The sequence below is a fragment of the Devosia sp. 67-54 genome (assembly GCF_001899075.1).
Classification (GTDB): domain Bacteria; phylum Pseudomonadota; class Alphaproteobacteria; order Rhizobiales; family Devosiaceae; genus Devosia_A.
On the sequence record NZ_MKVA01000011.1, the window covers coordinates 726,787 to 750,143 of the forward strand.

Annotated in this window: 22 protein-coding genes, 1 pseudogene and 1 riboswitch; of the genes and pseudogenes, 14 read left to right on the forward strand and 9 right to left on the reverse strand. The window is 69.6% G+C overall.

The genetic code is table 11. The features are described 5' to 3' along the window. Window positions 1-13: 13 nt before the first annotated feature. Window positions 14-227, reverse strand: a riboswitch (cobalamin riboswitch). A gap of 39 nt (window positions 228-266) precedes the next feature. After that, the gene (locus tag BGO82_RS20370; protein WP_291307453.1) at window positions 267-917 is read right to left on the reverse strand and encodes a hypothetical protein; all 651 of its coding nucleotides are present in this window, start codon (window positions 915-917) and stop codon (window positions 267-269) included. A 110-nt stretch (window positions 918-1,027) separates the two neighbouring features. Here BGO82_RS20370 and BGO82_RS20375 point away from each other — a divergent pair, with 110 nt between their 5' ends. After that, window positions 1,028-1,423, forward strand: coding sequence for a DMT family protein (locus BGO82_RS20375; protein WP_291307454.1), 396 nt, complete (start codon window positions 1,028-1,030; stop codon window positions 1,421-1,423). 1 nt (window position 1,424) lies between these two features. Here BGO82_RS20375 and BGO82_RS20380 read toward each other — a convergent pair whose 3' ends face one another. Together BGO82_RS20380 and BGO82_RS20385 are read right to left on the reverse strand one after the other, a co-directional pair. Next, entirely contained in the window at window positions 1,425-1,898 is a 474-nt protein-coding gene (locus BGO82_RS20380; protein ID WP_291307455.1) for a hypothetical protein, read from the reverse strand. After that, the gene (locus BGO82_RS20385) at window positions 1,895-2,584 is read right to left on the reverse strand and encodes a cation transporter (RefSeq protein ID WP_291307456.1); all 690 of its coding nucleotides are present in this window, start codon (window positions 2,582-2,584) and stop codon (window positions 1,895-1,897) included. The genes BGO82_RS20380 and BGO82_RS20385 overlap by 4 nt, the downstream gene beginning before the upstream one ends. 119 nt (window positions 2,585-2,703) lie before the next feature. Here BGO82_RS20385 and BGO82_RS20390 point away from each other — a divergent pair, with 119 nt between their 5' ends. Continuing rightward, entirely contained in the window at window positions 2,704-3,123 is a 420-nt protein-coding gene (locus tag BGO82_RS20390; RefSeq protein WP_291307457.1) for a helix-turn-helix domain-containing protein, read from the forward strand. A 415-nt stretch (window positions 3,124-3,538) separates the two neighbouring features. Here the strand turns inward: BGO82_RS20390 and BGO82_RS20395 are convergent, their stop codons facing one another. Beyond that, a complete protein-coding gene (locus tag BGO82_RS20395; protein WP_291307458.1) occupies window positions 3,539-4,372 on the reverse strand; it encodes an SH3 domain-containing protein in 834 nt (277 codons plus the stop codon). A gap of 351 nt (window positions 4,373-4,723) precedes the next feature. Then, window positions 4,724-5,626, reverse strand: a complete 903-nt coding sequence (locus BGO82_RS20400; RefSeq protein ID WP_291307459.1) for a cation diffusion facilitator family transporter — start codon at window positions 5,624-5,626, stop codon at window positions 4,724-4,726. A 248-nt stretch (window positions 5,627-5,874) separates the two neighbouring features. Between BGO82_RS20400 and BGO82_RS20405 the strand changes: the two genes are divergently transcribed. From BGO82_RS20405 to cobM, 6 genes are read left to right on the forward strand one after another with little or no spacing between them, the layout of a single operon-like run. After that, window positions 5,875-7,095, forward strand: a complete 1,221-nt coding sequence (locus BGO82_RS20405; RefSeq protein WP_291307460.1) for a sirohydrochlorin chelatase — start codon at window positions 5,875-5,877, stop codon at window positions 7,093-7,095. After that, a complete protein-coding gene (locus BGO82_RS20410) occupies window positions 7,092-7,718 on the forward strand; it encodes a precorrin-8X methylmutase (RefSeq protein ID WP_291307461.1) in 627 nt (208 codons plus the stop codon). The genes BGO82_RS20405 and BGO82_RS20410 overlap by 4 nt, the downstream gene beginning before the upstream one ends. Beyond that, the gene (cbiT, locus tag BGO82_RS20415) at window positions 7,715-8,965 is read left to right on the forward strand and encodes a precorrin-6Y C5,15-methyltransferase (decarboxylating) subunit CbiT (protein WP_291307462.1); all 1,251 of its coding nucleotides are present in this window, start codon (window positions 7,715-7,717) and stop codon (window positions 8,963-8,965) included. The genes BGO82_RS20410 and cbiT overlap by 4 nt, the downstream gene beginning before the upstream one ends. A gap of 7 nt (window positions 8,966-8,972) precedes the next feature. Then, complete coding sequence (gene cobI / locus BGO82_RS20420; protein WP_291307463.1) at window positions 8,973-9,677, forward strand: precorrin-2 C(20)-methyltransferase; 705 nt, start codon at window positions 8,973-8,975, stop codon at window positions 9,675-9,677. After that, the gene (gene cobJ / locus BGO82_RS20425) at window positions 9,674-11,449 is read left to right on the forward strand and encodes a precorrin-3B C(17)-methyltransferase (protein WP_291307464.1); all 1,776 of its coding nucleotides are present in this window, start codon (window positions 9,674-9,676) and stop codon (window positions 11,447-11,449) included. The genes cobI and cobJ overlap by 4 nt, the downstream gene beginning before the upstream one ends. Before the next feature lie 18 nt (window positions 11,450-11,467). Beyond that, window positions 11,468-12,250, forward strand: coding sequence for a precorrin-4 C(11)-methyltransferase (gene cobM / locus BGO82_RS20430; RefSeq protein ID WP_291307465.1), 783 nt, complete (start codon window positions 11,468-11,470; stop codon window positions 12,248-12,250). Between the two features lie 254 nt (window positions 12,251-12,504). Here the strand turns inward: cobM and BGO82_RS20435 are convergent, their stop codons facing one another. Together BGO82_RS20435 and BGO82_RS20440 are read right to left on the reverse strand one after the other, a co-directional pair. After that, complete coding sequence (locus tag BGO82_RS20435) at window positions 12,505-13,227, reverse strand: cobalt-precorrin-6A reductase (RefSeq protein ID WP_291307466.1); 723 nt, start codon at window positions 13,225-13,227, stop codon at window positions 12,505-12,507. Next, on the reverse strand, window positions 13,228-14,289 hold the full coding sequence (locus BGO82_RS20440; RefSeq protein ID WP_291307467.1) for a cobalt-precorrin-5B (C(1))-methyltransferase: 1,062 nt from the start codon (window positions 14,287-14,289) through the stop codon (window positions 13,228-13,230). Window positions 14,290-14,303: 14 nt separating this feature from the next. On the opposite strand from BGO82_RS20440, the gene cobA reads away from it, so the two are divergent. The 5 genes and pseudogenes from cobA to BGO82_RS21105 form a co-directional block, all read left to right on the forward strand. After that, window positions 14,304-15,107 (forward strand): uroporphyrinogen-III C-methyltransferase, encoded by an 804-nt coding sequence (gene cobA, locus BGO82_RS20445; protein ID WP_291307468.1) that lies wholly within the window; start codon window positions 14,304-14,306, stop codon window positions 15,105-15,107. Next, window positions 15,094-16,392, forward strand: coding sequence for a cobyrinate a,c-diamide synthase (locus tag BGO82_RS20450; protein WP_291307469.1), 1,299 nt, complete (start codon window positions 15,094-15,096; stop codon window positions 16,390-16,392). Before cobA ends, BGO82_RS20450 begins: the two co-directional genes overlap by 14 nt. Window positions 16,393-16,399: 7 nt before the next feature. Further along, entirely contained in the window at window positions 16,400-17,848 is a 1,449-nt protein-coding gene (locus BGO82_RS20455) for a cobyric acid synthase (RefSeq protein ID WP_291307470.1), read from the forward strand. Then, on the forward strand, window positions 17,849-18,802 hold the full coding sequence (cbiB, locus tag BGO82_RS20460; protein WP_291307471.1) for an adenosylcobinamide-phosphate synthase CbiB: 954 nt from the start codon (window positions 17,849-17,851) through the stop codon (window positions 18,800-18,802). A gap of 331 nt (window positions 18,803-19,133) precedes the next feature. Further along, a pseudogene (locus tag BGO82_RS21105) lies at window positions 19,134-19,988 on the forward strand (LuxR C-terminal-related transcriptional regulator); the annotation flags it as partial. Between the two features lie 65 nt (window positions 19,989-20,053). Here the strand turns inward: BGO82_RS21105 and BGO82_RS20470 are convergent. Both BGO82_RS20470 and cobU read right to left on the reverse strand, forming a co-directional pair. Next, window positions 20,054-21,142 carry a MerR family transcriptional regulator gene (locus BGO82_RS20470; protein WP_291307472.1) on the reverse strand — a complete coding sequence of 363 codons (1,089 nt, stop codon included), beginning with the start codon at window positions 21,140-21,142 and terminating at the stop codon, window positions 20,054-20,056. 534 nt (window positions 21,143-21,676) lie between these two features. After that, window positions 21,677-22,234, reverse strand: a complete 558-nt coding sequence (cobU, locus tag BGO82_RS20475; protein ID WP_291307473.1) for a bifunctional adenosylcobinamide kinase/adenosylcobinamide-phosphate guanylyltransferase — start codon at window positions 22,232-22,234, stop codon at window positions 21,677-21,679. 180 nt (window positions 22,235-22,414) lie between these two features. On the opposite strand from cobU, the gene BGO82_RS20480 reads away from it, so the two are divergent. Beyond that, the gene (locus BGO82_RS20480) at window positions 22,415-23,350 is read left to right on the forward strand and encodes a BadF/BadG/BcrA/BcrD ATPase family protein (RefSeq protein WP_291307474.1); all 936 of its coding nucleotides are present in this window, start codon (window positions 22,415-22,417) and stop codon (window positions 23,348-23,350) included. Window positions 23,351-23,357 lie beyond the last annotated feature (7 nt).

Genomic DNA, 23,357 nt, shown 5'->3' on the forward strand with positions numbered 1-23,357 from the left:
TTGAAGAATGAGCGTCGAGCTCGCTTGTGCCGGCAGGTCTCCTGGCTCGCGGGTCGCTGTGCGCTCCGGCCTTCCCGGCGAAGCATCGCCAGTGGCTGTTCGGTGCACTCGCCGCTCACAGTTGCGGGGGCAGCCACGGTTTCGGTCCCTGATGGGTACGCCTCACCGCATTCCCTTTTGATCCTCGCGGCCGTCCGGCCTGAGGAACCGACAGCGCCTTCTATTGCGCGCCGCCGGTCCCCGGTCAATCGGCGTCGGTGCGGCGGTCAGTCCGCCGCGGTGGTGTCGACGTCGCCCTCGCCGTCGAAATCGTCGCCTTCGGGGTCGGGGTAGCCGATATTGACGACGGTCACCACCGGCTTCACCACCTCCAGTTCCGGCATGTCCGAGGTCAGTTCCTGGTCGCCGCTCACCGCATCCGAAATCTTCTGGTTCGGCGGCTCCACGGTGGGGCTGAAGGTCAGCGCCATGGAACAGCCGCCGGGCAGTTCGCTCAGCTTGCCTTCGGCAAAGCTCGCCGCCCCGCCATAATCCCAGTAGAAGCCGAACAGCCCGAAGGCCTGGCCGTTGAGCGCCTCCACCTCCCTGATGCCCATCCCCAGCTTCACCCCGCCCGGCGCCGTGTCGGCTCTGGCGACGGTGAAGCCGGCGACGCCCGCATGCTCGTCTTCGTTCATCCAGTAGATGCGAAAGCTCTTGTCCTCGTCATTGGGAAACACCGTGGTGGCGATCATCGTCATGCCTTCGGCGCCATCGACCTCGCCGGTCACCACATTGTTCTTGCCATAGGCCTGCTCGACCGCCTGCAGCGTCGACTCCGGGCCTAGCGGCCCGTCGCAGGCGATCTCGACGGCAGCGGCCGGGCCGGCAAGCAGCCCCAGTCCAAGCGCGGCAGCTCCAAGGCGATAGGCGATCATCAGGGCAGGTCCTTCCTCTTGCTGGCGGCCGTCGGGCATCCCGCACCGGCCGCAAATCCCCCGTGCAACAGCCCTAGCGCCTCTTGCGCAGCAGGGGAACAGTCGCGTCTATGAGCACGTTTGCCAGCGCCCCCACCGAGTCCCGCCTCATGCCGCTCCTCAACTCCGCCACCCTGCCGATCCTCATGCTGATCGGCAGCAACATGTTCATGACCACCGCCTGGTACGGCCACCTCAAATTCCCCGCTGCGCCCCTGTGGATCGCGGTGATGGGAAGCTGGGGGCTGGCGCTGTTCGAATATTGGCTGGCGGTGCCGGCCAACCGCATCGGCTACGGCACCTATACCGGCGCCGAGCTCAAGGCGATCCAGGAGGTCGTCTCGATCACCATCTTCGTGATCTTCTCGGTGCTGGTGCTGGGCGAAAAGCTGACCCTCAACACCGCGGTCGGCTTCGGCCTCATCGGCGTGGGCGCGTTCTTCATCTTCAACGGCCCGTTCAAATAGCTCAGCAGCTGCCGCCCGCCGGCCGCAGCGAGGCCACCAGCCGGTCGACCACCGCGTCGAACGTCTGGCGGTCGGCGCTCGAATAGTCGAGCGCGAAGCTGCCGAACTGCGTGCCGGCGCAGAGCGCGATCATCCGCGCATAGAGAATGCGCGCGCCGCGCTTACCCGACCAGCTCGCCTTCTGCGGCGTCGACACCTGGTAGGTGATCGCCCATTTGTCCTGCTCGGCATCGCGCTGGCGCTGCACCACCTCGGACTCGAAATCCGCCGCCGTGACGTTGCCGCCGAACACCGTCAGCGTCGCCGTCGGTGTGCGGAACACCTTCCCGTCGCCATTGTCGGCCTCGCCCTGCGGCACGAAGCCCGGCGGCACGTCGATGCCGTAGCCGAAGCGGACATTGGTGTAGTGGTTCCACTCCGCCGCCGTGGCGGGCAGGGGCAGCAACAGCAGCAGGGCCAGCAGCAGGCGCGTCAATGCGTCTCGTGCTCCGCATGATCGTGGTCGTGCGCATCATGGGGATGATCGTGGCCGGCATGCGGCGCCGCGCCGCGCGCCTCCTGCCACTCGCGCCACGAATGCGTCAGGATCTGGTACGACGACGACAGGAACAGCACCGCCATCACGCCGGCCACGATCAGATCGGGCACGCCGGAATTGAGCAGCGCCACCAGCCCGGCCGAAATCATCACCGCCACATTGCCGATGGCGTCGTTGCGCGAGCACAGCCACACCGAGCGCACATTGGCGTCGCCGTCCTTGTACGCCATCAGCAGATAGACCGAGAGCAAATTGGCGGCGAGCGCCACAAAGCCGATGCCGCCCATCACCTCCGGCACCGGCACGCCGTGCACGAAGAACTGGTAGAGCGTGGTGATGGCGATCCACAGGCCCATCGCCAGCAGGCTCGCTCCCTTCAGCACCGCCGCCCCGGTGCGGATGCCGGCCGGCCGGCCGATGGCCCAGAAGCTCAGCGCATAGGTGAGCCCGTCGGCGAAGAAATCCAGCGCGTCGGCCTTCAGCGCCTGCGATCCGGCCAGCGAGCCGGCCCCCATTTCCACGAAGAACATCGCGATATTGATGCCGGTCACCAGCATCAGCCGCCGCTTGTAGTCGTCGTTCATGCCGTCGAAGGTATCGGCGTGCTCGTGCCCGGCGCCCATGTTGAACCCTATGATTCGCTATCGCGAACGCTTACATAGTTGCTCTAGTCACTAGAGGTTCAAGCCCCTTCTTTCCTTGCCCGGCGAGGCGGGTGGGGCCGTCAGACAGCGGAGTCGTCATGTCCGACTATTCGATCGGCGAGCTCAGCGCCGAAACCGGCGTCAAGGTGCCCACCATCCGCTATTACGAGGGGATCGGCCTGTTGCCGGCGCCGCCCCGCAGCGAGGGCAACCAGCGCCGCTACGATGCGTCGGCGCGCGACCGCCTGCGCTTCATCGCCCATGCCCGCGCCATGGGCTTTCCGATGCCGTCGCTGCGCGCCATGCTGCAGATCGCCGGCCACAAGGACGCCCCCTGCGACGATCTCGATGCCCTGGTCCGCGACCGCCTGGTCGAGGTGGACGACCGCATTTCCCGGCTGACGGCGCTGCGCGCCGAACTGTCCGGCATGCTCGAAAGCCACCACCACGGCACGGTCGGCGAATGCCGCGTCGTCGAAGTGCTGAGCGACCACGAGCAGTGCGGCTGCGAGCACTAAACCCAAAAAGCGGTTGGACGATCGGGCGCTCTTGCGACCGCTCGGACAGAGCGAAGACAAAACCAAGCGGTTGGACGATCGGACGCTCTCGCGTCCGCTCGAACAGAGCGAAGACAAAACCAAGCGGTTGGACGATCGGGCGCTCTTGCGACCGATCGGACAGAGCGAAGATAAAACAATACGGTTGGACGATCGGGCGCTCTTGCGACCGCTCGGACAGAGCGAAGACAAAACAATACGGTTGGACGATCGGACGCTCTTGCGACCGCTCGGACAGAGCGAAGATAAAGCCAAGCGGTTGGACGATCGGACGCTCTCGCGGCCGCTCGGACAGAGCGAAGATAAAGCCAGGCGGTTGGACGATCGGACGCTCTTGCGTCCGCTCGGACAGAGCGAAGGATAAGGATAGCGAGGATCAGCCCCGCTTCACGCCGTCCGAGAAGATCCAGCCGGTACGGCCCTGGTCATCCTTGATCTTGAGCCAGCCGCGCTTGCTCTCGACCACCGTGACGCGTTCGCCGCCATTGAGCGCGAACAGCACGCGCCCGCCCTTGCCGGGGCTCACCCGCACATTGGCGCCGGCGCCCAGCACCGTGGCGTTGCCCGTGCCGGCGGGCGCCGCGGCGGCGTCGCTGGCCTTGGCCGGCTTCAGCTCGGCCACCGCCTGCGCCTCGATCACCGGCATCTGGCCGGCGCCGATCCGCGCCGCCGCCTCCACCGCCGGCGACCGCGGCGCGATCAGCCGGCTCGGCTCGGCATAGGCCTCGGCCATGCCGCTGAGGTTGGGCGTGCCGTCCGGGTTCACCGTCACGGCGCGCACCATGCGCGTCGTCAGCCCCGAATCCGGGTTGATCTTGCTGCCGCCCGGCACGCCCTGGGGCGGCGTGGCGGTGGCGACCGTGGTCGTCGAGCTGTTGGGCGTGGTCGTTGCGGTGGGGGGCTGCAGGTCGACCTTGAGCTGGGCGAAGGTGGCGGCCAGCACATCGTTGTGGCTCAGCGAGGGCGTTGCCTTCTGCACCACCGGCTTGACCATCTGCACCTTGCCTTCGGTGCCGGCCGGCGCCGGCGGCTGCAATTTGGCGACGGCGGTCTCGGCCGGCGTGGCCGGCGGCTTGCAGCTGCCCGTCATCAGGCAGCCCACCGGGATCACGCCGCTGGCGACCCCGAGAAAGCCCACGATCAGCACCGTCAGCAGGCTGGCCCTGACGATGAGATTGCCGCCGATCTGCGACGCGAGTGAATTGCCCAAAATTGCGCTCCCCGGTCAGGCTGGCCACTCGCCTCGGCCAGCACTCACCCCCGCCCCACGATTAACGCTTCGGCCGCGAACTTGACCTCAATATGGCCGGCTTCGCCACGATTTTGCCGCCAATGACCACAGCTGCGTACCGCGCCCGTCCCGTGGCCGCACCCTTCGCTGGCCCGCAGAGCCCAGGATTCCGGCAGTCTTGCGGCTGGTCGCTGCGCTTGGCCGGCGGGCAGCGAGCCCGTCTTTTCGGCCGCCCGCCGGTGCTATTTCCAGTTTTACTCGAACTTTCGCAACGGTTGCGGCGCCGTCATGCGCGCGGGCTTCCGAGCTGCTGATTCGGCCGGCCGGCGCTCACACCACCACGATGCCGGAATGCTTGGCCTTGTTCTCGGGTTCGACATGGATGGTGATCTGCGCGTCGCCCACCGTCTCGCGCAGCTTGGCTTCGATACGGTCGCAAATGGCGTGCGCCGCCTCGACGCTCATCGAGCCGGCCACCACCAGGTGGAACTCGATGAAGGTGAAGCGCCCCGCCTGCCGCGTCCGCACGTCGTGCGCCTCGATGGCGCCTTCGGCGTTGGCGGCGATGATGTCGCGGATCTGCGCCAGCCGCTTGGGGTCCACCGCCACGTCCATCAGCCCGATCACGCTCTCGCGCACCACCTGCCAGCCGGTCCACAGGATGGTGACGCCGACGAACGCCGCAAGGATCGCGTCGAGCCGCGTGTAGCCGGTGGCGATCGCCAGTAGCACGCCGATGATCACCGCCGCCGTCGACACCACGTCGGTGAACAGGTGCCGCCCGTCGGCCGCCAGCGACGGCGAGCGCTCGCGCGCCCCGGCCCGCACCAGCACCATTGCCCAGCCGGCGTTGATCGCCGTCGCCACCACGCTCACGGCGATGCCGATCATGTCCGGGCGGATGTCGTGCGGCGCGATGAACCCTTCCCAAGCCTGGTAGAAGATCAGGATCGCCGCCAGCGCGATGAACACGCCGATGATCACCGCCGAAAAATACTCGACCTTGCCATAGCCATAGGGCAGGGCGGCGTCGGCCGGCCGCGCCGCGAGCCGCACCGCGACCAGCGCCACCACGGCGGTGACGATGTTGACCGTGCTTTCGAGCGCGTCCGAATAGAGCGCCAGCGAGCCGGTCAGCCACGCGGCCGCCACCTTGAGCGCCAGCACCAGCAGGCCCACGCCCAGGCTGAGGAACGCCAGCCGCACCACCGTCGATGTCGAGTCGTTTGCCATTCGCCCCCGTCTGGTGGTTCGCCGTGCGCCTTACCCGCCGCTGCGCCCCACGGCAAGTGCTTGTTTCTGCGAATGATTTTGAACAGCATTCGCAGTGCTGCCGCCGCTCGGCCAAGCCCTTGATTGACCGCGAGGATTGGCTCCGCCTACAACGTCCGCACGCGCGGCAGCCCCGCTATGCGGCTGAAACACACGTCCGGTGCGGTCGACCCAAATCGGGGACCAAGTCCGGAGCTGCGGAGGACTTTATGGATCTGCCCCTGTTGCCGGCGGGCACCGGAATCATGCTGTGCGGCCATGGCAGCCGCAACCGGCTCGCCGTTGGCGAGTTCGCCGCCCTGGCCGATGCGCTCAAAGCCCGCCTTCCCGGCATTCCCGTCGAATATGGCTACCTCGAATTCGCCAACCCGGTGCTCCATCTGGGCCTCGACCGGCTGCGCGAGCAGGGGGTGCGGCACGTCCTCGCCGCGCCCGGCATGCTGTTTGCCGCCGGCCATGCCAAGAACGACATTCCGTCCGTGCTCAAGACCTACGAGGCGGCGCATCCCGGCATCCGCATCACCTATGGCCGCGAGCTCGGCGTCGACACCCGCATGCTGCGCGCCGCCGCCGACCGCATCGAGGAGGGGCTGCGCACCTCGCCGCGCGACATCCGCCGCGACGAGACGCTGCTGCTCGTCGTCGGCCGCGGCGCCTCCGATCCCGACGCCAACTCCAACGTCGCCAAGATCATGCGCATGCTGTGGGAGGGCATGGGCTTCGGCTGGGGCGAGGTGGCCTATTCCGGCGTCACCTTCCCGCTGGTCGCCCCGGCGCTCGACCATGCGGTAAAGCTCGGTTTTCGCCGCATCGTCGTCTTCCCCTACTTCCTGTTCACCGGCGTCTTGGTGAAGCGCATCTACGACGCCGCCGACGAGGCGCAGGCGAAATACCCCAATGTCGAGATTCTCGGCGCGCCCTATCTCGACGACCATCCGCTGGTCATCGACACCGTGCTCGACCGCATCCGCGAAATGCTGGTCGGGCAAAATCTGATGAACTGCGCCATGTGCAAATATCGCGAGCAGGTGCTCGGCTTCGAAGCCGAGATAGGCCTCGCCCAGGAGAGCCACCATCACCACGTCGAAGGCATCGGCGGCGGCCTCGAAGACTGCCCCTGCGGCGGCGACTGCGACAGCTCCTGCCGCGACGAAGCCTTCTGCAGGGCGCACAATCTCCCCTGGACCCCGCTCCACGCCCACGACCACCCGCACGATCACGCGCACGCCCTATCCGTCCGCCCACCCCTGTCGTTCGCGGCGCCATCGCCCCTCTCCCCCTTGCGGGGAGGGGCCGGTGGTGGGGGCAGTCCTCCGCCGGCCCACGATCACGACCGTCACCACCATCCATACCCGCACGCCAACCACCCCTTGGGCCCGGTGACCCTGCCGAAGATTCCGGGCCGGCTCGCCCGCAAGGAGCGCGAATGAGCGACTATCTGCGCGACCCCGACGCCATCTATGCGCGAAGCTTCGCCATCATCCGGGCCGAGGCCGACCTGTCCGGGCTGGGTCCGGACATGCAGGACGTCGCCATCCGCATGATCCACGCCTGCGGCATGCCCGACATCGCCCCCCATCTCCGCGGCAGCGAGGACGTGGTCGAAAAGCTCGAATTCGCGCTGGTCGAGACGGCGCCGATCCTGTGCGACTGCGAAGCGGTGCGTGCCAGCATTATCGGGCGATATCTTCACGGCAACGAACTGGTGCTGACCCTCGGCGATCCGCGCGTTCCGGCGCTGGCCGAGCAGCTTCGCACCACCCGCTCCGCCGCCGCCGTGGAGCTCTGGCGCGATCGCCTCGCCGGCGCCATCGTCGTCATCGGCAACGCCCCGACCGCCCTGTTCCATTTGCTCGAAATGCTCGATGCCGGCGCCCCGAAGCCCGCCGCCATCATCGCCACGCCCGTCGGCTTCGTCGGCGCCGAGGAGTCCAAGGCCGAGCTCTCGCTCGACACCCACGGCGTGCCGTTCATCACCCTGCTCGGCCGCCGCGGCGGCTCCGCCATCGCCGCCGCCGCCCTCAACGCCATCGCCCGGGGCATCGCCGCGTGACCCCCTGGCTGCACATCATCGGCGTCGGCGAAGGCGAACTGCCCGCGCTGCCGCCGGCCGACATCATCCTCGGCCCCGCCCGCCTGCTCGATCGCCTGCCCGCCGAAAATCAGGAGACCCTCAGTCAGGCCCCCCTCCCCCTTGCGGAGTGGGGAGGGGGTGGGGGGCAAGTGTACCGGCCCCGCTTGGAGCCCTGGCGCTCCCCCAAATTCGCCGCCATGCTCGACCAGCTTCTCGCCCATCGCGGCACGCCCACTTTGCTGCTCGCCACCGGCGACCCCAACTGGTTCGGCATCGGCGCCAGCCTCGCTCGCCATCTCGATCCGAGCGAATACGACATCCGCAGCGCCCCCTCCGCCTTCCAGTTCGCCGCCGCCCGCCTGCGCTGGCCGCTGCAGCACGTCACAACCCTGTCGCTGCATGCCCGGCCGCCCGAGCTGATCCACCCGCACGTCACCCCCGGCAACCGCATCCTCGCCCTCACCACCGATGCCACCACGGCGCCGCATGTGGCCCGCCTCCTCGCCGAGCGCGGCTACGGACGCAGTGTCCTCACCGTGCTCGAACACCTGGGCGGACCCGGCGAGCGCATCGCCTCCGCCCAGGCCGCCGGCTTCGCACTGCCGATCGGCGATTTCTACGTCCTCGCCATCGATTGCGCCGCCGACCCCGGCGCGCCGCTGTTCGCGCCCGTGCCCGGCCTGCCCGATGACGCCTTCATCTCCGACGGCCAGCTCACCAAGCGCGAGATCCGCGCCATCACTCTCGGCAAGCTCATGCCCTGTCCTAGCGCACTGCTCTGGGATGTCGGCGCCGGCTGCGGCTCCGTCGCCATCGAGTGGATGCGCGCCGCCCGCGATGCCGCGGCCATCGCCTTCGAGCGCGAGGGCGAGCGCCTGCAGATGATCGCCGTCAACGCCGATCGCCTCGGCGTCCCCGGCCTCCGCATCGAGAATGGCGACGCCCCCGACAGCCTCGTCGGCATGCCGGCGCCCGACGCTATCTTCCTCGGCGGCGGCGTTGCCAGCGAAACGCTGTTCCACGCCTGCTGGACCGCCCTGCGTCCCGGCGGGCGCCTCGTCGCCAATGCCGTCACCCTCGACGGCGAGCAGGCGCTGCTCGCCCGCCAGGCGCGCCTCGGCGGCGACCTCGTCCGCCTCGACGTCGCCGCGCTCGACCGCCTCGGCGACCACGACGCCTTCTATCCGCGCCGCACCGTTACCCAATGGTCGGTACGCAAGCCATGAGGCCACAATGAGCGGCACGCTGCACCTCATCGGCGTCGGCCCCGGCGATCCGGACCTGCTGACCATCCGCGCCGTCCGCGTCCTGCGCACCGCGCATGTGGTGGCCTATCCCGCCACCGGCGAGGACTCCGCCTTTGCCCGCGAGATCGCCGCCGACTACATCGAGCCCGATGCCATCCTGCTGCCGGTGACCATCCCCATGGCCATCGAACGCGGCCCGGCGCAAGCCGCCTATGACGGCGCCGCGTCGCTGATCCTCGGCCACCTCGCGCACGACCGCAACGTCGCCTGGCTGTGCGAGGGCGATCCGCTGTTCTACGGCTCGGCGATGTATCTGCTGTCGCGCCTCGGCGGCGCGGCCCGCGTCGAGATCGTGCCCGGCATCACTTCGCTCACCGCTGCGGCGGCCGCCATCGCCCGCCCGCTCGCCGCCCGCAACGAGATCCTCAAGGTGCTGCCGGCGCCGCTGCCCGACGAAACGCTCCGCGCCGAGCTGCTCGCCACGCCCGCTGCCGCCATCATCAAGATCGGCCGGCATTTCGATCGCGTCCGCGGCCTCTTGCGCGAAACCGGCCATGCCGAAAACGCCATCGTCGTCGAGCACGCCACCACGCTCCGCCAGCGCATCACGCCGCTCCAGAACTTCGCCTATGGCGAGCGGCCGTATTTCTCCACCATCCTGTGCTACCGCGGCGACGAGGCCTGGGGATGAAGCCGGCCATCGTCACCTTCGCCGCCTCCGGCGCCGAGCTTGCGCAGCGTCTCGCCCCCCTCATTGGCGGCGATATCTTTCACTGCGGCTACAATGGCGAGAACGCCCGCATCCTGCTGCCGCGTCTGTTCGCCGACGGCCGCCCGATCGTCGGCATCTGCGCCGCCGGCATCCTCATCCGCCTGCTCGCCCCGCATCTCAGTGACAAGACCACCGAGCCTCCCGTGCTCGCTTTGTCGCAGGACGGCGCGCATGTCGTACCGCTGCTCGGCGGCCACCACGGCGCCAACCGGCTCGCCCGCGAGATCGCCGAAGCGCTCGGCACCACCGCCGCCCTCACCACCGCCTCCGACAGCAAATTCACCCGCGGTCTCGACGATCCGCCCGAAGGCTGGGTCCTCGCCGACCCGGCCGCCGCCAAGCCGGCGATGCTGGCGCTGCTGGTCGGCGGCAGGATTGCGCTCGATGGCCACGCGCCATGGCTTGCCGAGGCCGGTTATCCGCTGTCCTTCTCCGGCCAGATCCGGGTACGGGTCAGCGAACGGCGCGAGCGTCGCGAGCGCGAGCTGCTCTATCATCCGCGCACCCTTGTTGCCGGCATCGGCGCCGAACGCGGCGTCGCCGCCGCCGAAATGATCGCGCTGATCGACGAGACGCTTGCCTCTGCCAACCTTGCACCCGAAGCGCTCGCCGCCCTCGCGACCCTCGACATCAAGTCCGACGAAGCGGCATTCCACGCTGCCGCCAGGCATTTCGGCGTGCCGCTGCGCATCTTCACCGCCGCCGAGCTCGGCCAGGAACGCTACCGCCTGCGCAACCCGTCCGAGATCGTCGAGGCCGAGACCGGCACCCCGGGCGTCGCCGAGGCCGCCGCGCTCAAGGCCGGCATGCTGCTGGTGGAAAAGCGCAAGTCGAAGCGCGCCACCTGCGCCATCGGTCGCGCCCAGGCGCCGCTCGATCCGCTGCGCTTCGGCCACGCCCCGGGCGTGCTCCACGTCGTCGGCGTCGGCCCCGGCGACCGGCCGAGCCGCACCGCCTCCGCCGTCGCCGCGCTCGATGCCGCTGGCGACTGGGTCGGCTACGGCCTCTACCTCGACCTCGTCGCCGATCTGCACAGCGGGCAGGAGCGGCACCGCTTTCCGCTCGGCGACGAGGAGGCGCGCGTGCGGCACGCCCTCGAGCTCGCCGGCAAGGGCAGGGCCGTCGCCCTCATCTGCTCGGGCGACGCGCAGATCTACGCCATGGCCTCGCTGGTGTTCGAGCTGCTCGAGGCTGTCGGCGCGCGCCGCCTGACCGACGCCGCTCGCCGCGTCGCGGTGGAGCTGCATCCCGGCATTTCCGCCGTACAGGCCGCCAGCGCCGCCGCCGGCGCCCTCATCGGCCACGATTTCTGCTGCATCTCGCTCAGCGATCTGCTGACCCCCATCGATGCCATCCGCCGGCGCCTGCACGGCGCCGCCGAAGCCGATTTCGTAACGGCGCTCTACAATCCCCGCTCCGGGCGCCGCACCGCGCTGATCGAGGAAGCGCGGGCGCTGTTTCTTGCGCACCGGCCGCCCGCCACGCCGGTCGTCGTCGCCCGCAGCCTCGGCCGTCCCGACGAGCAGGTGGTGGTTACGACGCTTGCAGCCTTCGATCCGGCGAGCGTCGACATGCTTACCATCGTCCTTGTCGGCGCCAGCACCTCGCGCGCCTTCACCCGTGGCGACGGCCGCACCATGGCCTACACCCCGCGCGGCTACGAGAAGAAAGCGGTGCCGCATGCGGTGTGACCGGAAAGGCCCCCGCCCATGACCGTTTATTTCATCGGCGCCGGCCCCGGCGCGGCCGACCTCATCACGCTGCGCGGCCAGCGCCTCATCGAGCGCTGCCCCGTCTGTCTCTATGCCGGCTCGCTGGTTCCCGCTGAAATCGTCGCCGCCGCGCCGGTCGGGGCCCGCGTGCTCGACACCGCGCCGATGCACCTCGACGCCATCCTCGCCGAGATCGAGGCCGCTCACGCCGCCGGACACGATGTCGCCCGCGTGCATTCCGGCGATCCCTCGATCTACGGCGCCGTCGCCGAGCAGATGCGCCGCCTCGATGCGCTCGGCATCCCCTATGAGATCGTGCCCGGCGTGCCCGCCTTCGCCGGCGCCGCGGCGCGCCTCGCCACCGAGCTGACGCTGCCCGAGATCAGCCAGACCATCATTCTCACCCGCACCGCCGGCAAGGCCTCGCCGATGCCGGTGCGCGAAAGCCTCGAAATCCTCGGCCAGTCCGGCGCCACCCTCGCCATCCACCTCAGCATCCGCAACCTCGGCTATGTCGAGCAGGCTCTCACCCCGCACTACGGCGCCGACTGTCCCGCCATCATCGTCTATCGCGCCACCTGGCCCGACGAAGAGATCATCGTCACCACGCTCGCCGGCATGAGGGCCCGTGTGCGCGAGGAAAAGATCACCCGCACCGCGCTCGTTTTCGTCGGCCGCGTCTTCGGCGACGTCAAATTCCGCGACAGCCGCCTCTACGCCCCCGATTTCGTCCACGTGCTCCGTAACGCCGGCAAGAAGAAGTCGAGGGCGGCGGAATGAGCCCGGCAATGTCTTGGCCGCGGGGGAGGGTGACCGCGCCTAGCGGGGCGGAGGGGGCGATCCCAGCCACCGTGCCTGCTGCCCCCACCCCCGACCCCTCCCCGCAAGGGGGAGGGGAGCCCAGGAACCGCGCCCTCCCCACAAGGCCGCAGACGCCACACGCGCCGCTCCCTCAGTCGGCCCCCCCTCCCCCTTGCGGGGAGGGGACGGGGGCGGGGGGCGCGATACCCAGGCTCAGGGGAGGCGCAGTCTCCCTATCCCGCCACCGCCCGCACCGCCGCCTCCACGCTGTCCACCTCTACAGCCGGTCCATACTCCGGCCGGTCCAGCATGATCACCTCGACCCCGCTCGATCGTGCCGCCTCCAACTTGGCCGAGGTCTGTGCACCGCCCGAATTCTTGCTGACGAGATGCGTGATCGCCTCGTCGCGGAACAGCCGCAGTTCCTGCTCCAGCGTGTAGGGCGGTCGCGCCAGCAGCAGCCGCGCGTGCCGCGGCAGGGGGAGGGCCGGCGGCTCGATCAGGCGCACCACGAAGCGGCAATCGTCGCGCTGCAGCAGCGTCTCCAGCTCTTGATGGCCGGTCGTCACCAGCACCGTGGCGAGCGCCGGCAAGGCGTCGGCAGCCTGCGCCAGGTCGCGCACGTGCCGCCACGCGGCGCCTTCCGGCTCCACCCATTCCGGCCGCATGCAGCGCACCAGTGGGATGCCGGTCTGCTCCGCCGCGGCCACGGCGTTGATCGAAATCAGCCCGGCATAGGGGTGGGTCGCATCCACCAGCCGGTCGAAGCGCATCGCCCTGAGATACCCCACCAGCCCAGGAACGCCGCCGAACTTGCCGACGCGCAGTTCGCCATCCGGCAGCAACGGGCTCGTCGTCCGCCCGGCGAGCGACGTGGTCACCTCGTGGCCCAGCGCCACCAGTCGCGCCGCCAGCTCACGTGCCTCCCCGGTGCCGCCCAGGATCAGGATCTTCATTCAGCCGCTCTCGCCCACGATCTGCCCGTTGCGGTCCACCACCAGCACGTCGATTCGCACCGCCGTGCCTACCATGGCCTGCGCCCGCTCGCGCGCCAGCCGCGCCACGGCGTCGGCCAGCGCCGGCCCGCCCAGTCCCAGCACCTCGCTGGCGGTGTTGGCGCCCTGCGCGCGCGCCGCCAGATCGGCGGGCAGCAGCGCGGCCAGCGCCGCCATGTCCACCTGGCTTCGCCCCGAATGCAGATCCATCGCGCCCTGCGCCAGCTTGCTGAGCTTGGCGAAGCCCCCAACGATGGTCACCCGCGCCACCGGATGCCGCTTCACATATTTGAGCAGGCCGCCGACGAAATCGCCCATGTCGAGATAAGCCTCGATCGGCAGGCCGAGCCGTCCCATCGCCGCTTTCTCGCTGGCGTCGCCGGTCGAGCCGACGACATGCGTCAGCCCCAGCGCCCGCGCCACGTCCACGCCGCGCTGGATCGAGGCGATCCACGCCGCGCACGAATAGGGCACCACGATGCCGGTGGTCCCCAGGATGCTGAGCCCGCCGACGATGCCGAGCCGCGGGTTCCAGGTCTTCTCGGCCAACCGCGCCCCTTCGGGGATCGACAGCGTGATGGCAATGTCGCGGCCGGGCGCCAGCGCCTCGGCCACGGCGCGCATCATCCGTCGCGGCACCGGGTTGATCGCGGGCTCGCGCGGCGGGATCGGCAGCCCCGGCTTGGTCACTATGCCCACGCCCGCGCCGGCATGGAACGTCACTCCACTGCCGCTGCTGCCTGCCGCCACCCGTGCGATCACCAGTGCCCCGTGCGTCACGTCTGGATCGTCGCCCGCGTCCTTGATGATGCCCGCTTCCGCCCAGTCCTCGCCCAGCGCTTCATGCGCCAGGGCGAAGCTCGGCGTCTGTCCGCCGGGGAGGGTGATCGTCACCGGGTCCTCGAAGCCGTGGCCGAGCAGCGCGCTCAGTGCCGAGCGCGTCGCCGCCGTGGCGCAGGCGCCGGTGGTCCAGCCGCGCCTGAGCGGGCGGTCGTCAGGAACATGGTCGGCGCTCTCATTCATGGAGGCTCTATAGCATGAGCTTTGCCGCCCTCGACGGCCTCGATTGGCCGCACTTCGCGCCCGGCAGCGTCTGGCTGGTCGGGGCTGGTCCGGGCGCTCCCGGCCTCGTCTCGCTGCTCGGCTACCACGCGTTGCAGCAGGCCGACATCGTGGTGTACGACGCGCTGGTGGGCGACGGCCTCCTCGCCCTCGCCAATCCGGCGGCCGAACGGCTCTATGCCGGCAAGCGTGGCGGCAAGCCGTCGCCCAGGCAGGCCGACATCTCGCTCAGGCTCATCGAGTTGGCGCAAGCCGGCAAGCGCGTGCTTCGCCTCAAGGGCGGCGACCCCTTCATGTTCGGCCGTGGCGGCGAGGAGGCGGCGGCGCTCGCCCGCGCCGGCGTGCCGTTCCGCATCGTTCCCGGCATTTCCTCCGGGCTCGGCGGTCTCGCTTATGCCGGCATTCCGGTCACCCATCGCGACACCAACCACGCCGTGATCTTCCTCACCGGCCACGACGAGACCGGCGAGCTGCCGCAATCGGTCGACTGGGCCGCCATCGCCACCGCCGCGCCGGTCATCGTCATGTTCATGGCGGTCAAGCATCTGGGCGCCATCGCGGCGCGCCTGCTCGCCGCCGGCCGCGATCCCGCCGACCGCCTCGCGGTGGTCAGCCACGCCGCCACCCCGGCCCAGACTGTTGTCGAGTCGACGCTGCGGCAGGCCGCGTCCCTCACCGGGCTCGAGACCCCCGCGCTCGTCGTTCTCGGCCCGGTCGGTCGCTATCGCGAGGTGCTCGACTGGTACACGCCGGAGCTTCGGTCCAATGCGCTCGGCTAACGGCCTCGTCATCGCCGCGCCGCGCTCGGGCTCGGGCAAGACGCTGGTCACGCTCGGCCTTATCGCGGCCCTCCGCCGTCGCGGCCTCGTCGTCGCTCCTGCCAAGACCGGACCCGACTATATCGACGCCGCCATCCTGTCGCACGTCGCCGGTGTCCCCGCGATCAACCTCGACCCCTGGGCAATGCCGAACGCAACCAGCAATGACCTGGCATATCATCAGGCGGCCGATTTGGGCGCCGACCTCGTGCTGGTCGAGGGCGTCATGGGCCTGTTCGACGCCGCCGCCGACGGCCGTGGCTCCACCGCCGACCTCGCCGCCGCCCTCGATCTGCCCGTCATCCTCGTGGCGGATGCTACCAGCCAGTCGCACTCGGTCGCCGCTCTAGTCCACGGATTTTCGAGCTTCCGCAAGGACTTGCGGGTGGCCGGCGTGATCCTCAACCGAGTCTCCACCACCCGCCACGAGCGCCTGTTGCGTGATGCCTTGGTGCCGCTCGGCATCCCTGTCCTTGGTGCCCTGCCGCGGCGCGACACGCTGCATCTGCCCGCCCGTCACCTCGGTCTTGTGCTCCCCGCCGAGGTCGCCGCCTTCGCCGCCACAATCGATGGTGCTGCCGACGTCGTCGAGGTTTATCTCGACCTCAACCGCCTGCTTGCCCTCTCCGGGCCGCTGCGCCCATCCGAGGCACCAGCCGCCATTCTACCGCCCCTCGGCCAGCACATTGCCATCGCCAGAGACGACGCGTTTGCCTTTATTTATCAGCATCTTATCCAAAGCTGGCACACCGCCGGCGCCACCCTCTCCTTCTTCAGCCCCCTCGCCGACGAGTCTGCAAGTGCGGATAGTGATGCCATTTTCCTGCCAGGCGGCTATCCGGAATTGCACGGATCGACCCTCGCCAACGCCGCCCGCTTCCACGACAGCCTCGCCGCTGCCCGCGACCGCGGCGCCCTGATCTACGGCGAGTGCGGCGGCTACATGGTGCTCGGCGAAAGCCTGACCGATGCTGCGGGCGTCACGCACCGCATGGCCGGCCTGCTGCCGATCCGCACCGACATCAGCCGGCCGAAGCGCGCGCTCGGCTACCGCCGCCTTACCCATGCCGGTCAGCTTCCCTGGCCGCGCGAGTTGATGGGACATGAGTTCCACTACTCCTCCGGCAGCAGCGGCGCCGATCCGCTGTTTGCGGCGACCGACGCGGTCGGCACGCCGATGCCGCCGATGGGCGCGGTGGCCGGGCGCGTGATGGGGTCTTATGCGCACGTGATCGGCGTGGCATAGCGATGCCATGACCAAGGCGCTGATGTTCATGGGCACCGGGAGCGATGTCGGCAAATCGCTGATCGTCGCCGGCCTCTGCCGCGCCTATGCCCGCCGCGGCCTGCGCGTCGCCCCGTTCAAGCCGCAGAACATGTCCAACAACGCCGCGGTTACCGCCGATGGCGGCGAGATCGGGCGCGCCCAGGCGCTGCAGGCGCGCGCCGCCCGGCGCGAGCCGCTCACTGCTATGAACCCCGTTCTACTCAAGCCGGAGCACGCTTCCGGCGCGCAATTGATCGTGCGCGGCCAAAGGGTTGGCTCGTTCCCGGCGCGCGATTACTGGGCCCGCCGTGGCGCGCTGCTGCCGGAGGTGACCGCGGCATTCCGCGAGCTCGCGGCCGATGCGGATCTCGTTCTAGTCGAGGGCGCCGGCAGTGCGTCGGAGATCAATCTGCGCGCCGGCGACATCGCCAATTTCGGCTTTGCGCAGGCGATTCGAGCGCCTGTGGTGGTGATCGGCGACATCGATCGGGGCGGGGTGATCGCGGCTTTGGTGGGGACGTTCGCGGTGGTCGACCCGGCCGACCGGGCGCTGATCCGGGCGACCCTGGTCAACCGATTTCGCGGCGATCCGGCGCTGTTTCACCATGGACTCGTGGAGATTGCGGCGCGCACGGCTGTCCCCTGCCTCGGGCCGGTGCCGTATCTGCCCGCGGCGGCGCGATTGCCGGCCGAGGATTCGCTGGCGCTCGACGCCAAACCGCCGGGGATATCCGGGCCGTATGTCGTCGCCGTGCCGCGCCTGCCGCGCATCGCCAATTTCGACGATCTCGACCCGCTGCGCGCCGAGCCCAACGTCTCGGTGCTCGTGATCGAGCCGGGCAACCCCTTGCCGCAGAACGCGGATCTGGTCCTGCTCCCGGGCAGCAAGGCCACCCGCGCCGACCTTGCGGCGCTCCGCCGGGAGGGCTGGGACATCGACATCCTGGCGCATCACCGGGCGGGGAAAGCGGTGCTGGGAATCTGCGGCGGCTACCAGATGCTGGGCCGCGAGATCGCCGACCCGGACGGGCTCGAAGGCGCGCCCGGACGCAGCGCCGGGCTCGGCCTGCTGGACGTCGTATCCACGCTCGCGCCCGTGAAACTGTTGCAGGTTATCGCGGGTAACGCGCACGCCTTCGGCGCCCCCATCCACGGCTACCACATGCATCTGGGGGTGACCACCGGACCCGACACGGCCCATCCCTTCGCCACAGTCGACGGCCATCCTGAGGGTGCCGTCAGTGGGCGAGTCGCCGGAACATATATGCATGGGATTTTCGCATCAGATCAATTTCGCCATGCGTTCTTGCATGGCATCGCCGATCCGCACCTCGATTACGAGGCCGGCGTCGAGGCGGCGCTGGAGGCGCTTGCCGACCACCTCGAACGCCACCTCGACCTCGACCAGATCCTGACCCTCGCCGGGAGCGTCTGAATGGCCTGGCTGCTGGCGCCGCTGGCTCTGCTGCTCGAACGGCTCGTCGGCTATCCGCCGGCGCTGTTCCGGCTGATCGGCCACCCCGTCACCTGGATGGGCGCGCTGATCAACTGGCTCGAGCCGCGCCTCAACGCCGGCCCCAACCGCCGCGCCAGGGGCGTCGTCATGCTGCTGCTGCTGCTCGGCATCACCGTGGCATTCTCGCTGGTGATCGCCATGGTCACCCGCAGCCTTCCCTTCGGCTGGGTGATCGAAGCCGTCCTCGCCTCCACCCTCATCGCCCAGAAGGAACTGGGCCGCGCCGTCAAGGCGGTCGCCGACGGCCTCGCCGTCTCGCTCGACTCCGGCCGCTACGCCGTCGCCCACATCGTCGGCCGCGACCCGCACGTGCTCGACGAGTCCGGCGTCGCCAGGGCGGCGGTCGAAAGCCTCGCCGAATCCACCTCCGACGGCATCGTCGCGCCGCTGTTCTGGCTGTTCGTCGGCGGCCTGCCCGGCATCGTGCTCTACAAGGCCGCCAACACCGCCGATTCCATGGTCGGCCACAAATCCGAGCGCTACCGCGATTTCGGCTGGGCCAGCGCCCGCTTCGACGATGTGCTCAACTGGATTCCGGCGCGCCTCACCGCGCTGCTGGTCGCCGGCGCCGCCTTCCTGGTGCGCCGCACCGATCCCGAGGCGGCGTGGTCGACGGCGCTGCGCGACGCGAAAAAGCACGCCTCGCCCAATGCCGGCTGGCCCGAGGCGGCCTTCGCCGGCGCCCTCGGCGTCGCGCTGGGCGGTCCGCGCAGCTATGAGGGCGAGATACACGACCTGCCGCGCTTCGGCGACGGCCGCTCCGACCTCACCGCCTCCGATATCCTGTCGGCGCTGGTGCTGTACTGGGCCGCGATGAACCTGCTGCTCGGCCTCGCCATCGCCCTGGCCCTGCTGCTGTGGCGCTTTCTCTAGCCCCGGCCGCGGAGCGATCCACTTGCTTTGACCATCGGAGTCCGGCGTAGTGCGATGGCGTCGGGGCCAGCGCACAGCAGTGACGGGGGGTGTCGATGGACATCAGGACCCAGGCCGAACTCGATCTCATCGCCGGCATCTATGATGCCGTCATCGAGCCGGCGCGCTGGAACGACGCGATCGACGGGATCCGCCGGCATCTCGGATTTCAGCTCTGCACGCTGACGGTGGTCTCCATCCCCAGCGGCAGGGTGCTCGTCGGCGCGCAAAGCAATGTGCCGCATCCCTTTTCGGAGACCGCCCACCTCTACGGCAACGACGCGCTGGAGCAATGGGGCGGCCTCAAGCGGATCGAGACCCTGGTGCAGGAAGAGCCGATGCTGTTTTCGCACTACAACCGGCTGGCCGATCTGGTCGGCCGGCCGTTCTACGAGAACTGGTCGCGGCCGCAGGGGCTGGTCGACCAGCTCGCCCTCGTGCTCGAATTCAACCCGCGCTGCTGGCCAACATCGCCTTCGCGGTGCATGACTCGGCGCCGCCCGTCAGCAATGCCCAGATCGAAGGCCTGCGCGTGCTGGCGCCGCATCTGCGCCGCGCCGCCATCATCAGCGGCCTGCTCGACGGCCGCCAGCAGGCGGCGGCATCGTTCGAGGCCACCCTCGCCGCGCTCGGCTCGGGCGTCGTCCTCGTCGACGAACAATTGCGTGTCATCTACGCCAACGAGCGGGCCGAGGCGATGTTCGCCGCCGGCGATCCCCTGGTGCGCACCGCCGGCCGCCTGGACCTGCCGCGGGAGCTGGTGCGCGGCCAGCTCGCCGCCGCCGTAGCGGCCGCCGCCCGCGGCAGCGCCGGCCTGCAGCGGGGCAGCGGCATCCCGGCACGCCTCAGCGACGGCGGCGAAGCGGTGGTGCATGTGCTGCCGCTCGGCCGGCACCAGGCGACGCGCAGCTTTGCCGCCGTGGCGGCGATGTTCGTGGCCCAGCCCAGCCGCGAGCTCAATCTGCCGATGGAGGCGTTGCAGCTGCTCTACCAGTTGCGGCCCGCCGAGGCGCGGGTGTTCGAGCTGATCGTCCGCGGCTTGCGGGCGGCCGACATCGCCTCCACGCTCGGCATCGCCCCCAGCACCGTCAAGACCCACACCCTGCGCCTGTTCGACAAGGTCGGCGTGCACAGCCGCGCGCAACTGGCCAAGCTCGCCCGCGACATGTCGCTGGGGCTGAACTCGTTCCCCGGTTGCCGGGGTCGCCCCGCTCAGGGCAGGCGTCGGAAATACAGTGTCGTGATCCTGCCGTCCCGGCCAACCATGAGTCCCCATTCCATCCCGGCATTCTCGAATGTCGCGTTGAAGACATCGACGCCCGACTGGCCGACGCCCCTGAAGCTCAAGCCGGTCAGCGGGCCGGCCGATTTGAGCTCCTGCGCCACCAGATCCTTCTGCGCGCGGGCCAGCTCGGCGAGGACGGGACTCATCCGGCCGTAGTCGGGTTCACCCCGCAGGCTCTCGGCAATCACCCGACGCAGCGTCGCCTCGCTTCCGGCTTGCGGAATCTTCTCCCGCTTGCGCCGTTCGAGCTCCGCTTCGGCCCGTTGCGCCACGGCAGCGTCGACGCGCACGGCCCTGATCTCGACACCGCCCTGATGATGGACGAGCGAATTCACCCGCCCGTCGGCATCGCGGATGAAGGTTACTTGCACCGGCAGCACCTTCATGAAGAAGCCCGTCTCGCTTTCGGGGAAAATCTCGAGGTCGGCCTGCCCGATGACACGGGTGAACAGCCGTCCGTCCCGCGTCGTCACGAAATAATAGGTGCCGTCGCCGCCGAGCTCGTACGCCCCGGCGTAGTCCGCATAGATGGTGGTATCGATCGGTACTTCGGTGCGGGGCCGGTTCTGTTCGTACCGCCGCCAGGGGATCGTGTCGGTCGAGGCGTCAGCCATCGTGCTCTCCCTTGCCAGCATGGTGAGATCGTCGATTGATATGGCGACCCCGGCGGCCATTTTGGCCTGCACGGCGTCGATGGTGGCGAGTCCGCGCTCGGCGCGCTGCCGCGTTTCGTTCAGCGTGTCGCGCTGCATGTCGAGCAGACGGCCGAGATCGGTCGGATGCCCCTTCAGCAGTTCCGCGATGCGCGCGAGGCTGAAGCCGAGCGATTTGAGGGCCAGCACCTCGTTGAGCCGGGCGATCTCGTCCGGCCCATAAAGCCGCCAGGTCTTGCCCGTCCGCCGTGGCACGATCAGTCCATGCTGCTCGTACAGGCGTAACGCCCGCACGCTGAGCCCGATGCGTCGCGCGCAATCGGCAGCGGTCAGCCAGGTTTCGGTCTTGGCGCGATCGTCCATGGCGGCTCCTCGGCAGCGTCCTACGCTATGACGCAAGGGGCGGCTCAAGCGAAATCCGCCGGGTTGCCGGCCCCGCTCGCCCGATGCGTCACAGCCGCAGCGCCTCCAGCACCGCCGAGAACGCCGGCGAGGCCTGGAGCCGGCTCGGAGAATAGAGGTGATAGCCGACGAAGGCCGCCGCGGCGGTGACGCTGAGCGCCACCGATCTCGCGGCGCTGGACGAGGCGGTGTCGGCGGTGGAGATTCGCGGCGAGCGCTACGCGCCCGAACATCTGGCGCGCATCGACCGCTAGAGGGTTCACGGCATGGCGGAATCGGGGTTGGTGGCCCCGCAATATCGGGCGTGGAGCTGACGCAGGATCCGGTGCTCGTGGCCCCCACCCCCAGCCCCTCCCCGCAAGGGGGAGGGGGGCGATGGAGCCGATGCGACGGCGTTTCAGTCGGGCTCCCCTCCCCCTTGCGGGGAGGGGACGGGGGCGGGGGCAGCAATCACCGGACCCGCCGGACCGGGGCGGCGTGCCCGGTCCCGCCGGCCTATTCCGGCCGCGGCAGCTCGGTGGTGCTTTCGGTGAGGCGGGGGCCCTTGAGGGTCATCGGCAGGCCGGCGACGACGAAATGCACCTCGGCGCAGATCTCGGCGAGGCGCTGGTGCGCCGCGCCGGCGAGGTCGCGGAAGGTGCGGGCCATGGCGTTGTCGGGCACGATGCCGAGCCCCACCTCGTTCGACACCAGGATCACCCGCGCCGAACTGGCCTGGCGCAGCGTGGCGATCAGCTCGTCCACCGCCTGCGCCACGTTGCGGTTGGCGCCCAGCAGGTTGCTGATCCACAGCGTCAGGCAATCGACCAGGATCACGTCATGCGTCTTGGCCGCGGCCTTGAGGGCGGTGGCCAGCGCGATCGGCTCCTCCAGCGTCGAGAAGCGCTTGTGCCGCTGCTGCTGGTGCAGCCGCACCCGCTCCACCATTTCGGCGTCAAGCGCCTGGGCGGTGGCCAGGTACAGCGGGCGTTCGCCCGAGCGCATCGCCAGCCGCTCGGCAAATCCGGTCTTGCCCGACCGCGCCCCGCCCAGAACCAGAACATGTCCGTCCATGTCGTTCCTCCGACTCGGCCCTAACGCGGGCGCCGGGAGATTGGTCGCATGGCCCTGGCGCCACAAGGGCCGCGGCCCGCTGAAATCGATTGCGCAAACCACTTTCGCCGCCGCGGCATTGGCATTATGGTCCGCCCGCGCCGGCGCCCGGCGCAGTCGCATTTCCGAGGGCATCCGCAGGTGACCAGATATTATCTTGGCGTTGACGGGGGAGGCACCAATTGCCGCATCCGCCTCGCCGACGAGCATTTGGTGACGCTGGGAGAAGGCCGCGGCGGCCCCTCCAACCTGCAGATCCAGAACGGCGAGCCGGCCTATCGCTCGATTCTCGACGGCGCCCGCGCCGCCTTCGCCGCCGCCGGCCTGCCCGACGCCGCCTATGCCCGGACTTATGCCTGCTTCTGCATGGCCGGCGGCCGCTCGGTGGGCGACCGCGAGGATTTCCAGAACCGGCCCTGGCCGTTCGCCGCGGTGCGCGCCTATGACGACATCGACGCCGCCCATGCCGGCGCGCTCGGCGGCGAGGAGGGCGCGGTGATGATCGCCGGCACCGGCTCGGCCGCCCTCGCCATCGTCGGCGGCCGGCGCCACCAATGCGGCGGCTGGGGCTTTCACGTCGGCGACCAGATGTCGGGCGCCATCCTCGGGCGCGAGCTGGTGCGCCGCACCATCGAGGCCAGCGACGGGCTGGTCGGCGGCTCGCCGCTGACCGACGCGGTGCTGGCCGAGCTCGGCGGCAGCAACGACGCCATCATGGACTGGTCGTTCCCCAAGCCGGTGACGCCCGTGGAGTTCAAGGACAAGGACGGCAGCGAGCTGCCGGTCACCGTCGGCCGCGCGCCGCAGGCCTATGGCAGCTTCAGCCGGCTGATCTTCGACTATTACGACCGCGGCGACCCGGTGGCCCGGGAGCTGATCGCCCTCGAAATGACCTACGTCGACAATTATGTGCGCTGGTTCAAGGCGCGCGGCGCCACCCGCATGGCCGCCACCGGCGGCGTCGGCGAGCGGCTGTACCCCATGCTCGTCGACCGCTATGGCAGCTTCATCGTCAAACCGCTCGGGGACAACCTCTCGGGCGCCGTCATCCTCGCAAAGCAGAATTTCGCCGCATGAACTACAT

Excerpts from the sequence above, each read along its gene's own strand:
- BGO82_RS20370 (WP_291307453.1), bottom strand. The coding sequence starts at position 917 with ATGATCGCCTATCGCCTTGGAGCTGCCGCGCTTGGACTGGGGCTGCTT.
- BGO82_RS20375 (WP_291307454.1), top strand. The coding sequence starts at position 1,028 with ATGAGCACGTTTGCCAGCGCCCCCACCGAGTCCCGCCTCATGCCGCTC.
- BGO82_RS20385 (WP_291307456.1), bottom strand. The coding sequence starts at position 2,584 with ATGGGCGCCGGGCACGAGCACGCCGATACCTTCGACGGCATGAACGAC.
- BGO82_RS20390 (WP_291307457.1), top strand. The coding sequence starts at position 2,704 with ATGTCCGACTATTCGATCGGCGAGCTCAGCGCCGAAACCGGCGTCAAG.
- BGO82_RS20400 (WP_291307459.1), bottom strand. The coding sequence starts at position 5,626 with ATGGCAAACGACTCGACATCGACGGTGGTGCGGCTGGCGTTCCTCAGC.
- BGO82_RS20405 (WP_291307460.1), top strand. The coding sequence starts at position 5,875 with ATGGATCTGCCCCTGTTGCCGGCGGGCACCGGAATCATGCTGTGCGGC.
- BGO82_RS20410 (WP_291307461.1), top strand. The coding sequence starts at position 7,092 with ATGAGCGACTATCTGCGCGACCCCGACGCCATCTATGCGCGAAGCTTC.
- cobI (WP_291307463.1), top strand. The coding sequence starts at position 8,973 with ATGAGCGGCACGCTGCACCTCATCGGCGTCGGCCCCGGCGATCCGGAC.
- cobJ (WP_291307464.1), top strand. The coding sequence starts at position 9,674 with ATGAAGCCGGCCATCGTCACCTTCGCCGCCTCCGGCGCCGAGCTTGCG.
- cobM (WP_291307465.1), top strand. The coding sequence starts at position 11,468 with ATGACCGTTTATTTCATCGGCGCCGGCCCCGGCGCGGCCGACCTCATC.
- BGO82_RS20435 (WP_291307466.1), bottom strand. The coding sequence starts at position 13,227 with ATGAAGATCCTGATCCTGGGCGGCACCGGGGAGGCACGTGAGCTGGCG.
- BGO82_RS20440 (WP_291307467.1), bottom strand. The coding sequence starts at position 14,289 with ATGAATGAGAGCGCCGACCATGTTCCTGACGACCGCCCGCTCAGGCGC.
- cobA (WP_291307468.1), top strand. The coding sequence starts at position 14,304 with ATGAGCTTTGCCGCCCTCGACGGCCTCGATTGGCCGCACTTCGCGCCC.
- BGO82_RS20450 (WP_291307469.1), top strand. The coding sequence starts at position 15,094 with ATGCGCTCGGCTAACGGCCTCGTCATCGCCGCGCCGCGCTCGGGCTCG.
- BGO82_RS20455 (WP_291307470.1), top strand. The coding sequence starts at position 16,400 with ATGACCAAGGCGCTGATGTTCATGGGCACCGGGAGCGATGTCGGCAAA.
- cbiB (WP_291307471.1), top strand. The coding sequence starts at position 17,849 with ATGGCCTGGCTGCTGGCGCCGCTGGCTCTGCTGCTCGAACGGCTCGTC.
- BGO82_RS20470 (WP_291307472.1), bottom strand. The coding sequence starts at position 21,142 with ATGGACGATCGCGCCAAGACCGAAACCTGGCTGACCGCTGCCGATTGC.
- cobU (WP_291307473.1), bottom strand. The coding sequence starts at position 22,234 with ATGGACGGACATGTTCTGGTTCTGGGCGGGGCGCGGTCGGGCAAGACC.